This is a genomic window from Bacteroidota bacterium (assembly GCA_020402865.1).
Taxonomy (GTDB): Bacteria; Bacteroidota; Bacteroidia; order Palsa-965; family Palsa-965.
Genome location: JADBYT010000013.1, coordinates 33966 through 47493, shown reverse-complemented (window position 1 = coordinate 47493; position 13528 = coordinate 33966). Strand labels below are relative to the sequence as shown.

General features: G+C 48.2%; 11 protein-coding genes. 9 read left to right on the top strand and 2 right to left on the bottom strand.

Annotated elements, in window-relative coordinates:
• The first annotated feature begins 9 nt into the window (after nt 1-9).
• The 3 genes from IM638_10600 (at nt 10) to IM638_10590 (ending at nt 2274) form a co-directional block, all read left to right on the top strand.
• Complete coding sequence (locus tag IM638_10600; GenBank protein MCA6363477.1) at nt 10-990, top strand: DUF1016 family protein; 981 nt, start codon at nt 10-12, stop codon at nt 988-990.
• A gap of 134 nt (nt 991-1124) precedes the next feature.
• Complete coding sequence (locus IM638_10595) at nt 1125-1913, top strand: aminotransferase class I and II (protein ID MCA6363476.1); 789 nt, start codon at nt 1125-1127, stop codon at nt 1911-1913.
• Complete coding sequence (locus IM638_10590) at nt 1891-2274, top strand: DUF3037 domain-containing protein (GenBank protein MCA6363475.1); 384 nt, start codon at nt 1891-1893, stop codon at nt 2272-2274. Before IM638_10595 ends, IM638_10590 begins: the two co-directional genes overlap by 23 nt.
• A 9-nt stretch (nt 2275-2283) precedes the next feature.
• Here the strand turns inward: IM638_10590 and IM638_10585 are convergent, their stop codons facing one another.
• Nucleotides 2284-2523: a hypothetical protein gene (locus IM638_10585; protein ID MCA6363474.1), complete on the bottom strand. Its 240-nt coding sequence runs from the start codon at nt 2521-2523 to the stop codon at nt 2284-2286.
• A 22-nt stretch (nt 2524-2545) separates the two neighbouring features.
• Complete coding sequence (locus IM638_10580) at nt 2546-4081, bottom strand: MHS family MFS transporter (protein MCA6363473.1); 1536 nt, start codon at nt 4079-4081, stop codon at nt 2546-2548.
• Nucleotides 4082-4232: 151 nt separating this feature from the next.
• Here IM638_10580 and acs point away from each other — a divergent pair, with 151 nt between their 5' ends.
• The 6 genes from acs (at nt 4233) to IM638_10550 (ending at nt 13524) form a co-directional block, all read left to right on the top strand.
• Nucleotides 4233-6149 carry an acetate--CoA ligase gene (acs, locus tag IM638_10575; protein ID MCA6363472.1) on the top strand — a complete coding sequence of 639 codons (1917 nt, stop codon included), beginning with the start codon at nt 4233-4235 and terminating at the stop codon, nt 6147-6149.
• A 180-nt stretch (nt 6150-6329) separates the two neighbouring features.
• Nucleotides 6330-7388, top strand: a complete 1059-nt coding sequence (locus tag IM638_10570) for a hypothetical protein (GenBank protein ID MCA6363471.1) — start codon at nt 6330-6332, stop codon at nt 7386-7388.
• Nucleotides 7389-7432: 44 nt separating this feature from the next.
• Nucleotides 7433-8521, top strand: coding sequence for a hypothetical protein (locus IM638_10565; protein MCA6363470.1), 1089 nt, complete (start codon nt 7433-7435; stop codon nt 8519-8521).
• A gap of 165 nt (nt 8522-8686) precedes the next feature.
• Entirely contained in the window at nt 8687-9841 is a 1155-nt protein-coding gene (locus IM638_10560; GenBank protein ID MCA6363469.1) for a hypothetical protein, read from the top strand.
• A 5-nt stretch (nt 9842-9846) separates the two neighbouring features.
• On the top strand, nt 9847-10341 hold the full coding sequence (locus IM638_10555) for a hypothetical protein (protein MCA6363468.1): 495 nt from the start codon (nt 9847-9849) through the stop codon (nt 10339-10341).
• Nucleotides 10342-10353: 12 nt separating this feature from the next.
• A complete protein-coding gene (locus tag IM638_10550; protein ID MCA6363467.1) occupies nt 10354-13524 on the top strand; it encodes a hypothetical protein in 3171 nt (1056 codons plus the stop codon).
• Nucleotides 13525-13528 lie beyond the last annotated feature (4 nt).

Sequence of the window (13528 nt, the reverse complement as noted above, 5' to 3'; positions counted from 1 at the left end):
TATTTACTCATGAAAAAGCAACTTAAAGGCCAGCAACTTTACAAACAGATCAGCGAACTGGTGCATACTGCGCGTGCCCGTATGTATCAGCAAACCAATGCCCTGTTACTTAAACTGTACTGGCAAATCGGGAAATTAATTGTGGAAGATGAATTAAAGGGGGCAGCGCGGGCGGCCTACGGGAAGCAGGTATTAAATAAGCTCAGCAAACAACTTACACTTGAGTTCGGAAAAGGATTTGACGAGTCTAACTTGCGCAATATCAGGCAATTTTATCTGGCATTCCCAAATTGTGACGCGATGCGTCATGAATTGAGCTGGACGCATTATCGCACGTTAAGCCGGATAGACGACCCGAAAGTAAGACAGCTGTATATGACACATGCTGCAGACAACAGTTGGGACACCCGAACGCTGCAGCGCAATATCCAAACCAATTACATGGCGCGGTATATCAGTACGGCCGATGATGCAACCGCCATGCCGGCGGGTATTGTAAAAGATCCGTACATATTTGAGTTTCTGGGTTTGAGCCAAACACCCGCTTTAAGCGAACTGAATCTTGAAACTGCATTAATCAGTCATTTGCAGCAATTCATGATGGAGCTTGGAAAGGGATTTGCCTTTGTAGCCCGGCAACAGCACATAGTAACCGACACCAGCGATTTTTACATTGATCTGGTGTTTTACAATTATTACCTGAAATGTTTTGTACTGGTAGATTTGAAAATGGATAAGCTCAATCATGCAGCCATCGGGCAAATGGATATGTATGTGCGGATGTATAACGACCTGAAAAAGGGCGATGATGACAATCCAACCATCGGCATCATACTATGCACGGAGAAAGACGAAACCGTGGTAAAATATTCGGTACTGGCCGAAAATGAAAACCTGTTTGCAAGCAAATACCGGCTTTATATGCCTTCAGAAAAAGAGCTGAAGGCCTTACTCGACAGCAATATCGGGCGTTTGAATGAGAGTGCGTAAGTGAATCACATGCCCTGCCCGAAGGTATGTACCGCATATGTTTCCGGTGTATTGCTATGTGCGGTTTACTACGTTGAAAATACACGCGGCAGGGCACAATTCAACATTGATTAATGTTGTGTACTTTTAGTGCCATGGGGCACGCAATCCGTACCGTTCACGTAAACCGCTACATTACACCGCTCCGCGAAGGCGGCTCATTGCCGGCAGTGGCAGCGGCAGACGACGGCTTTACGTATGTGCTGAAATTTCGTGGTGCGGGGCATGGCACAAAGGCCCTGATAGCCGAGCTGCTTGGCGGCGAAATAGCACGTGCTGCCGGGCTTCGTGTGCCGGAGCTGGTGTTTGCCGAACTCGACGAAGCATTCGGGCGCACCGAGGCCGACGAGGAGATACAGGAGCTTTTACGCAACAGCCACGGCACTAATCTGGCGCTGCACTTTCTTTCGGGCGCAGTAACGTTTGATCCGGCCGTGACGAAAATTGATGCACACACGGCATCAAAAATTGTGTGGCTTGATGCATTTCTGACCAATATCGACCGCACGTTCCGCAATACCAATATGCTGATGTGGCAGAAACAGCTCTGGCTCATCGACCACGGCGCGGCGCTGTACTTTCATCACAGCTGGAGCAATTGGGAAAATCATGCCCGCAGTGCATTTACGCTGATCAAAGACCATGTGCTGCTGCCGCAGGCTTCGGCACTTGAAGCGGCTGACGAAGAGATAAAACAGCTGCTTACACCCGCGTTTCTGCAACAGCTGCCGCAACACATTCCCGACAACTGGCTTGAGTGGGAAGGCAGCGAATTAACGCCCGCCGAAATCAGAAACGTGTATGCTGATTTTCTGCTTACCCGTTTCGAACACGCACACGTATTCATTAACGCTGCAAACGATGCAAGAAAAGCTGTTGTATGAATACGCGGTAATCCGCTACGTGCCGCGCGTAGAACGTGAAGAGTTCATGAACGTGGGCATTATTCTGCTTTGCAAGCAGCAGCGTTGTGTGAAAGTAAGCTGGCACATTAATGCGGCAAAACTTCGTTGCCTCGCGCCTGATGCTGATGTGCATGAAATTGAAGCCTATCTGAACGCCATTGCCGCAACGGCCACCGGCCAGAAAAGCGGCGGCCCCATTGCACAGGAAGATGCCGCTTCACGTTTCCGCTGGCTTACCGCTGTAAGGAGTTCGGCCATACAAACCTCAAGGCCGCATCCGGGCTTTTGCAATGATACTGAAGCTATGCTGCAACGGTTGATGGATGAACTGGTGCGGTAAACAGCCACCTCAGTGTTCAACTTCTTCGTTATATTCCCCTTTCAACGCATACCAGCCAAAAATCATCATTCCGATTGAAACGGGAATGAAAATGAAAAGGATAATGCCCCACTGAAGCGAAACATTGGTGCGGTCTGTGCCTTCTGCCGCCTTGCTTATTTTATCCATTGCCTGCCCGGTCATAAGCCAGACCAATGCAGGAGCCAGCAGCAGTAAAATTGCTCCGATAAGTTTTTTAACGGTGTTCATGCGTTCAGTTTTTCGGATTGCGTTAGAGGCTGTGGTTGCGTTTTTTATTGTCGAGAAAAACAATTCCGATAAGCAAGCAAAGTGCGGCCACCCCAATCGGGTACCACAAGCCGGCAAGTGGCGATCCGTTGGGGTTTTCGGGTGTTTTGGTAAACGATACAATGAGCGTACTCAGAAATGGCACCAACCCGCCAAACACACCGTTACCAATATGATACGGCAGCGACATGGACGAATAACGAATTTGTACCGGAAAGAGTTCAACCAGAAATGCGGCAATGGGACCATACACCATGGTGACAAAAATAATTTGTACAAATACGAGCAATATAAACAGTGCGTAAGTACCTGCAGGTAATGTTTTGGAGATCAATATTTCGGGCTTTTGCGGAGTATGTGAAGATGTAACAGCCACAAATTCCTTACTCACCTGCTTTACTTCAATACCGCTGGCGTATATCGTGTGTGTGGTAACCGTTATTACCGAATCGCCGGTGGCCTTGTTAAATGAGGCAGTGCGTGTAACTGTGGGTGGCGAAACAATTTCTGTAAGTGCATTTTCGCCGGTGGCATTCAGGAAAAAAGAATAAATGGGGCGATATGAAATTACAGCCAGAAACATTCCGCCCATCATGATCCATTTCCGCCCGATCTTATCACTCAAACTACCAAACACAATAAAAAAAGGTGTGGCACATAAAATGGCCCACAACAAAATGGTACGGGTTTGCTCGAAATTTACTTTACACACTGTTTCAATAAATGTTTGTGCATAAAACTGTCCGGTGTACCACACCACTCCCTGCCCCATTACCGCACCAAACAAGGCGAGCAAAACCATTTTGAAATTGCTCCGTTTTGAAAAACTGTCTTTGAGCGGACTGGCAGAAACTTTACCTTCCTGTTTGAGTTTGGTAAACGCCGGCGACTCGCTCATTTTCATGCGGATGTATATGGATACCAGCACAAGCAGCACGGAAACCAGAAACGGCACCCGCCATCCCCAATCTGAAAAAGCTTCGTCGCCCAGCAAACTTTTAGTGAGCAGAATTACGCCCAGCGAAAGAAACAAGCCGAGTGTGGCCGTAGTTTGAATCCAGCTTGTAAAAAAACCACGCCGGTGTGCCGGAGCATGCTCACTTACGTATGTAGCCGCACCACCGTATTCGCCGCCTAATGCCAGCCCCTGAATTAAACGCATGATCAGTACAAGAACGGGAGCCGCATAGCCAATGGTTTCGTAGCCGGGAATAATGCCAATGGCAAACGTAGAGCCGCCCATAAGCACAAGCGTAAGCAGAAAGGTGTATTTGCGCCCCACCAGATCGCCCAGGCGGCCAAACACCAATGCACCGAACGGACGCACGATAAATCCGGCGGCAAAAATAGCCAGCGTGTTTATCAATGCCGAAGCGCCTGCCCCGGTGGGGAAAAGGTGTTTGCCCATGAGCACGGCCAGGCTGCCGAAAATGTAAAAATCGTACCACTCGATTAACGTGCCCAAAGACGAGGCTGTAATAACCTGCCGGAGATTTTGCGATGTGGCTTGTGTACCCATACAGCTTGTGTGGTAGTTTTTGTGCAGGCAGTAAAGAAAATAAATACGGCCGTGAATAGCACTACTTTCCGTTTTTTATTTACAGTCACAAGCTAATCATATATTTTGAATATTTTTATCCGAAGTATGCTTCGTAACAATACTGCTCACAATGAACTACCCTTACCAGATACGCACACAGGCAGAATACGATGCTGCCTGGAAAAAAAGCACTGAAAACCCTGCCGCATTCTGGGCCGAAATTGCGTCTGAATTTCAATGGCGAAAGAAATGGGACATTGCCCTCGACTGGAATTTTGCCGAGCCGCATGTGCGCTGGTTTTTGGGCGGTAAATTAAACATCACCGAAAACTGCATCGACCGGCATCTTACCGAAAGAGGCAACCAGCCCGCCATTATCTGGGAACCGAACAATCCCGAAGAAGCACACCGTGTGCTTACCTATAAACAACTGCATGATAAAGTATGCCAGTTTGCACACGTGCTGCGCAACAACGGCGTGAAAAAGGGCGACCGGGTGTGCATATACATGGGCATGATTCCGGAGCTGGCTGTGGCCGTGCTGGCCTGCGCGCGAGTGGGAGCAATACATTCGGTAATTTTCGGCGGTTTCAGTGCACAAAGCATTGCCGACCGTTTGATTGACGCACAGGCCGAGTATATTATTACCTGCGATGGTGCCTACCGCGGAGCGAAAGACATTCCGCTCAAAAGTGTAATTGACGATGCACTGGTGGGCTGCAGCTTTGTAAAGAAAGTAATTGTGTTTACCCGCACACGCACACCGGTGAGTATGATTAAAGGCCGCGATGTGTGGTGGGAGGATGAAATACGAAAAGTGGAAACGCTGGGCCTGCATGAGTTTGAAGCCGAAGAAATGAACAGCGAAGACCCGCTTTTTATTCTCTACACCAGCGGCTCTACAGGCAAACCGAAAGGTGTGGTGCATAGCTGTGCCGGGTATATGATTTATACCAACTACACGTTTATAAATGTGTTTCAGTACAAGCCCGGCGATGTACATTTTTGTACGGCCGATATTGGCTGGATTACCGGACACAGCTACATTGTATATGGGCCGCTGAGTGCGGGGGCCACTTCGCTCATGTTTGAAGGGGTGCCCACCTGGCCCGATGCAGGCCGTTTCTGGGAAATTGTGGAGAAGTACAACGTGAATGTGCTTTATACCGCGCCTACGGCCATTCGCAGTCTGATGGGGTTTGGCACAGCACCCATTGAGGGCCGAAACCTGAGTTCGCTGCGGGTGCTGGGCACGGTGGGCGAACCCATAAACGAAGAAGCCTGGCAATGGTATTTCAAACACATCGGCAAAGAGAAATGTCCTATTGTAGATACGTGGTGGCAAACCGAAACGGGCGGTGTACTCATTTCCAATCTGGCCGGTGTAACGCCCGCCAAAGCCGCGTTTGCCACATTGCCCCTGCCCGGCGTGGATCCGGTGCTGGTTGACGAACACGGAAACATTATTGAAGGCAACAACGTGAGCGGCAACCTCTGCATCCGCCAGCCCTGGCCCTCCATTATACGCACCACCTGGGGCGATCATGAACGCTGCCGCACCAATTATTTTGCCACCTATCCCAACCTTTACTTTACCGGCGACGGTGCCCTGCGCGATGAAAACGGCATGTACCGCATCACAGGCCGTGTTGACGATGTGCTGAATGTAAGCGGCCACCGCATTGGCACAGCCGAAGTAGAAAATGCCATAAACATGCACGCCGGTGTGGTAGAAAGTGCCGTTGTAGGCTTCCCGCACGATATAAAAGGGCAGGGCATTTACGCCTTTGTGGTGTACACCGGCAACCACGAAGCCGACGAAAGCCTCACCCGGCAAGATATTCTGCAAACCGTTACCCGTGTAATCGGCGCCATTGCCAAACCCGATAAAATTCAGTTTGTAAGCGGGCTGCCCAAAACACGAAGCGGAAAAATTATGCGCCGCATCCTGCGCAAAATTGCCGAAGGCGAGCTCGAAAACATCGGCGATACCTCTACCCTGCTCGACCCTGCGGTGGTGGATGAAATTAAACACAGACGGTTGTAAATACCTGCTTTACGTAGTTCCGCAAAGAGGCTGTCATTACCGACGGCCTCTTTTTTTATGCGTAGAAATACGGGAATAAGGCGGGTTATCAACAGATCACGCCATCCTTTCTTTACGCCTGAATATATTTCGCACGTCGCAGTTGCAATTGTTATCACATCCTTCAAAAATTTCCTTTGCATGAAAGTAATATGCTGGAACATCCAAAAAATTGGCAGCGGAAAAGTGAATAAACGACTTACCAGTGTAGTCAGGAATTGCGGTTTGGGCAATACTGTGCTCGACTACATCGTAAATTTTGTAACCGGTTCATCAGTATGGAACAACGGTGTTAACGGAGTACCTGCTGATGTATTTATCATTATCGAAATGATAAGTAACCGCCAGGGCAAAGGCCGGGCAGCCACGGGCTCTGCCGTGCGCACGCAACAGCGTTTATTAAACGCAATGAATAATGCAATGATTGCAAGAAATATTCAGGGGCAGTATAATTATGCCAGCATTGCGCAGCAAAACATTTCACGGGGCGAAACGGTGGGTGTAATCTATAATACGGTTACACTTAATAATACAGCTGCCCGCTCAGTCAGGGACAACAATTTGCACTGGCTGAATCCGCGTACACCTTTTCTTACGCGCTTCACAACGGTAGCACCTCCCCATACTCCCATTAATATTTTAGGCATACATGCCCCAACCAAAAATGGAGAAGACGTATATGACAGTCCGCTGCAATATGCCGATTATCTGGCAACTGTGCCGGAAATCATTCAGCAGGCCGAAAGTGTAATAATTATGGGTGATTACAATTGCAGTACCAGTTCGAAAAGAATTGTTCAGGAAGTTAACAATGGAAAACGGCGCCGGGTAAACAACTATGGTTTTACTGACCTCCGAAATCTCAACTACACCACCTTAATTCCTAATCCGATGCGGCAGCAACCGGTGCCTACGGCTATTTACAGTTCGGTAAGAAAGAAGGTGGACAATGATTACGCCGCTCCGCTTAACTATATGAGTGATGCGTTTGATACAGCACTTTATCATTTAGTACCTCCGGCCATTGTTGCACAAAATGTAAATAACCTGATTGCCAATGCGCAAAATACCGTAGGGCAAGTAGCGCAAGGAAACCGGCAGATAAACAATTTAGATATGCTTTATCCGAACCACCTGGCTACGCTTTTAAGAGTGTATAATCTGGTAAGTGATCACTTTCCGGTAACAATGACATTCTGATAAAGGCATCTGCTGTTTTCAACTAATACAAAATATGTAAAACCATGCCTACACTAAAACTGATAAGCTGGAATATTGATAAAATGAGCACGCGGGTGCTTAACCGGAGATTATCCAATGTAACACGCAACTGTGGTTTGGGAAATACTACGCTGCACTACATGACAAACTTCATCACCGGAAGTCCGGTTTGGAATAACGGTAATCAGGGCGTACCTGCTGATGTGATTATCATTATCGAACCCAAAAGCGGAAATCAGGGTAAGGGTCAGAATGCAACCGGGCAAGGTCCGTTATCGGTACAGCAACTGATTAATGCACTCAATGCAGCCATAAATAATTTGAATATGGGGAACCAGTATAATTATTTAGGAGCTCCCTTACTGAATATTAATCGTGCTGAATGCATGAGTATAATATACAACAACAGAGTGCTTGCAATGACTGGTTCGGGTGTGCTGCGAAACAATCAAAACGCATTTCTTTTACCGCGTACACCATTCTGGGCAAGGTTTACCACGGTTACAGCACCCAACACACCCATAAATATAATTGGCGTACACGGGCCGCAAAAAGGAGATAACAAGGGCGGAATGGATCATGTGTATGATGCACAACTCAGATATGCTGATGCACTTGCCGGAATTCCGGAAGTGATTCAGCAGAATGAAACGGTAATTATTGCCGGTGATTTTAACTGCAGTACCTGTTCGAAGTCTAAAAGACAAATTATTGTTAATGGGGTAAGGAGAGCCACAAGAACTTGGGGATTTGGTGCTTTAGTCAATTTAAACTATACAACCCAAATACCCAACCCGATGTTTCAGAATGCCCCTCCGGCCGCAATTTACAGCACCATAAGGAGAGGAGTAAATAACAACTTTCCGGCTCCTTTAAACTACCTGAGTGAAGCATATGATACCGCATTGTATCATTTAGTTCCGCAACTGAATATTGTACAGCAGGTAGATAATCTGATCGGTACTGCCCGGAATACACTTGGTGCCGTGCAAAACGGAAACCAAACCATTCAAAACGGTCTGCTGGTTACTAATCATTTACCCTCATTACTTAAACAATACAAAAACATAAGTGATCACTTACCAACCACTACCCTGTTTGATTATCCCTGATGCAAATGAACAGGCAGATGAATTTTCAGGTAAGTCTATACCCTCAAATACGTATTTCTACGCACGAAGAAATACGCAAAAATGCAGAGTTGTAAACAGATCTTGAACTATTAAAGGAAAAATAGTTCTCTTGGTCCCACGTCAAATAAACACCACACATACCCAATGGCAGGTTGGACATTTTTCGACGATTACGGTACACAATATCCCGCACTGATAAACTCAAACCTGAGTTTTCTGTTTTTCAGTGAGCATACCATTTCAGGGAACACGTTTACCGGTGTGCTCGATGCAGCTTCATCGGGTTTAGCCACATCCACGCTGGCCTGGTTATCAGGCATGAACTCGTGGAACATTACGGGTACCATTACCACCACAAACAATGTGCTGGTGATCAACCTTCAGTTAGCAGAAAGTGATCAGGCGGCATTCACTTCGGGTATGGCCTCAAACATTCCGCTTATCGGAGGTGATGTAACACAAAGTGCAACGCTGCAGCTTTCTACCAATGTACCTGCGGCATTGAGTAACGAAGAAGATCCGCTTGAAGATGAGTTCAACTTCCAGATGGTACTTGCCGTGGGCTCAAGTTTACTCACTATTACTTCTCCTGTTCCTGTAAATGGTGGCTTCTTTACCATTACCGGCACATTTACTAATGCAGGCATCAATCTGAGTGATTTGTCGTTTTTGTTTGGTGGCAGCTCAGGCGATTACACCTGGTTTCCCTCAAGCGAACTTGGACCATATTACAGCAACACCACTCAGTTAGGCTTGCTGCAAATGGACATTACTGTATTTACCGATCTGAACAAAAAAGCCATCAATATCTCCGATGCAACCGTTTCTATCGGTATTTCCAATTTGCCGATTTACGAAGACCGCATTTATCTCAATCCGCTGGCTGTATGGATCAGCATGTCGAATCCGCAATATCCTACCAATGCAACTGTAACCTGGGGACTACAGGGATCAGTAGTGGTGTGTAATTATGAGCGGACAGGCGACCCGAACAATCCGGACTTTTCGCTGGACTGTGATATGAATCTTGTTGATTTTTCGTTGACGGCTGCGCTCGACAACCGGCAAAATGTAACTGTGAACACCATGATTCAGGACGTACTTGGGCAAGGAACCAGTTTTGGTTTATCCGACACGCTTACCGTAGATAAACTCGAATTTCAGACCAAAGCCAGCACCACTACCGGGCTCATTTCCAATTTCGGATTTGAAGTAGCCATGTCGGGTGGTTTCGGGCTGTTTGAAAATTTCGACATCGAATCTTTTGATCTGACTTTTGCTTACACCAGTAATCCCTGAAACCGATGAGCACCACAGAAATTGCATTTAAAACCCGTTTACGCATTGGCGATCAGATTGTGCCGCTGGCGTCGGAACTCGTGTTTGGCGATGGAAATTCGCAGGACGGTGTGGAAAACGGTTTCCTTTTCAAACTGGATCTTGGCCCGGGCGATTTTCCGCCTACACTTAATCTGGGTGAAATTATTGCGTTTATCGAGAACTCGCTTGGTGCCGGTTCAGGTTCCTTAGCCTCGAATTCCGGTGTGAGCACCATTCTTGAAGAGTTTCCCTACATCAATCAGGACGGCGAAAGTTTTAATTCGCAAAATACCACGTTGGTCCAGATTAATAATTTCATTCTCAATTCCACATCCAGCAAATTTCTTTTCTCCATTGCAGTAAGTGTGCAGGGCTCAGATCCGAATGTGGGACTTATTGCGCTTCCTCCGCAGCTTTCCTCGTGGCTGAGAATAGACAGCATGTCGATGTCATTCACCGCACAAACTTCAACTCCTTAATCATCATCAGGCATGGCAACAGATGTAGATCTTCTGCTGAGTATCAACCTCGAAATTGGCAGCATACCGGTTTCGCTGAGCGCCGAAATGGAAAGTACTTCCACGGGTACAGTGTACACGTTTGACGGCTGCCTGCAAAACGCAGATATTGATCTTGGCAAATTCATAAGCCTGGTGGCTACACAATTTGGGGTAAACGTAATGTTGCCCCCTGAACTGGATGTGAAAGCTGTGTTCAATTATGTATCGGGGCAAATTATTTACTCAATTCCTACTTCGGGAAACACAACCACGGAACTTGGTGTGGCTGCCGAATTTGAGTTGTTTAAAGACGGCGACAGTTTATTTAAATTCAATTTCTATGCCGATACCATTTTAAACAGCAGTTCGCCTGATAGCGGAAATCCCTATGTAATTGGCGCGTCCATTGATACTAATCTTGAATTCAGTAAACTGCCGCTCGTTGGTTCCATTCCCGGCTTTAAAGACCTTACGCTTACCAATCTCGGATTCAGCTACACCAATTTAAAACCGTCTGATAAAGGCACGGAATTTAATATTCCGGTAGTAACGAAATCAGCTAACCCGCTTTATACCCGCAGCCCCGAACACGCCAGCAACAGCAAAATATATACAATTAATACCGATGGTCCGAAAAAGAGTATGACCATTAATAAAAACGGGTTTTCGTTTACGGTTGGTCTTACCGATAATTCAACCGGCAACAACCTCAACAATTTTTCATTACCCGTAAATCTTAACCCTGCTCCGCCCAATCCTACACAGATTCCCACCACATTCAACCCCGGCAAAACAAGTCCGCCTGATTCGCCGGTAAACTGGATGAAGCTGAACAAAACGTTCGGGCCGGTTACGCTCAATCAGATTGGATTTAATTACAGTGAGGGAGAAGCTACGTTTGGCTTTTCGGCGGGTTTTGCGGTGGGTGGTTTTTCGATGTACCTCGATCAGCTTGCCATTACATTTCCGATGCCGTTGCCGGGTATTCCGGCCGGAAACCGTGTGGGTTTTGACCTTCAGGGTATGGGGATGGATTTTAAAAAGGGCACGTTTCAGATTGGCGGCGCATTTTTGAAATACAACGACGGGGAACGCACCAACTATTACGGACAGGCGATGCTGCGCATGGGCAAGTTCGGGTTCAAGGCGCTGGGCGGTTATACACCTGCGCAGCAAAATGATCCGGCGTCGTTCTTTATTTACGCCAATATTACCGTGCCGCTGGGCGGGCCGCCTGAGTTTTTCATTACCGGACTGGCCGGTGGTTTCGGCATCAACAATGCGCTGGTGATGCCCACCATTGAAACGCTTTCGTCGTACCCGTTGCTGCCCGGCAATGCACCTCCGGTGGGCAGTGATCCGGCTTCCACCATATCAACCGTGCTGCCTGCGCTGGGCAGTATTTTTACCTATTCGCCGGGCGCATACTGGCTGGCGGCAGGCATTCAGTTTACTACCTACGAAATGATTGAGGCCTTTATTCTGGCCACGGTTACTTTCGGTGTTGATTTTCAGGTGGGGCTGCTGGGTACGGCTTCCATGAGTATGCCGCCTGCTGTGGGCACGCCGGTAGCCTACATTGAAATTGATATTATGGCGGCCATTATTCCGGCAAGCGGACTGGCTGCGGTAGCGGGTGTAATTTCGCCTTCGTCGTTTATCTGGGGCGGTTTTGTAAAACTCACCGGCGGATTTGCATTTTACCTCTGGTTCTCGGGCGAACATGCCGGCGATTTTGTGATGACCATTGGCGGTTATCATCCTGCATTCCAGAAACCAGCCTGGTATCCCACCGTGCCGCGTTTGGGCATGTCGTTCAACCTCGGCCCGTTCTCGGTTATTGGTCAGGCTTACTTTGCACTTACAGCCGGCGCCATGATGGCGGGTGGTTCACTGAGTGCCACATGGAATCTGGGACCGATTAAAGCCTGGTTCAATACCGGTATTGATTTTATGATACGCTGGGCGCCGTTCCACTACGAAGCAAGTTTCTACATCAACGTAGGTTGCTCGGTGGATATGGGTCTGTTTACACTCAACCTCAGCGCCGGCGCCATGCTTGCCATCTGGGGGCCTGAGTTTGGCGGCACTGCCGAAGTGGATCTCGATGTGGTTTCATTCACCATTTACTTTGGCGGCAATTCAAGCATGCCGCAAGTGCCGGGCTGGAACACCTTCAAATCTACTTTCCTCCCGCCCGACACCACAGTTTCTCCCAGCTCAGATGCGGCACCAAAAGCACGTGCGTTGCAGCTCGATGAAAACAGCAGCGTTACCGTAAGCAACGTGGTGAAAGCCAGCGCTGCCGAAGGCCTGTTGCAATCTGACACGGCCAACTACGACTGGATTCTCGATGCCGATCACTTCCAGATTGTCACCAACTCCACCATTCCGGCCAACAACGCCACCTGGGCTACCGCCGGCAACGCCTATACCGTAAGCAACAACGTAAGCGATTACAATGTAACGCCGCCCAATGCGCCCGCCACCAATCCGTGGATGTGGATGTCGGACGATACACTCAAACAAACCTATTCGCCTACACAAGTATGGAATACCGCGCTCCACATTTCGCCGATGAATGTAAGCGGCATTCAGTCCACACACAGCATCACGCTCAGTGAAAACGGCACACCATTAACCAGCTTTGCCGTGCAGCCTGTAATCGGCCGCTCATCGTGGTCGCTGTGGGGAACACCTGCCAGCAATCCCGGTCCCAACGATCCGCGTTTTGTGGAATCCACACTCACGGGTTTCAGCATTACACCTGTGCCGCGCACACCGGCTCAGACAAACAATGTACCGCTGCTGCAACTGTTGTTTGCATCCGGTTTCAATACCGGTTTCAGTTACGAAGAAGCCGTGGTAAATACCGTATATACCGTGAATGCCGATGTAAACAGCAGTGAGGATTTACTCATTACTATCAGCGGCGGCCACACGGCCTCATTCACCAACATCAATTACATCCTCAGCACGCTTACCGACAGCTGGGTTACCTCGCAGCGCAACGATATTCTCACGGATCTGGTGAACAACAACTTCAACACGCTTGCACCTGCAGAGGTAAACATTACCGAATTCGCTACACAAACACCGCTTGCCAACTGGCCTGTGGTAGAACAAATTGGTTCCATGCAACCGGCATCGCCCATCAGCTGATCAC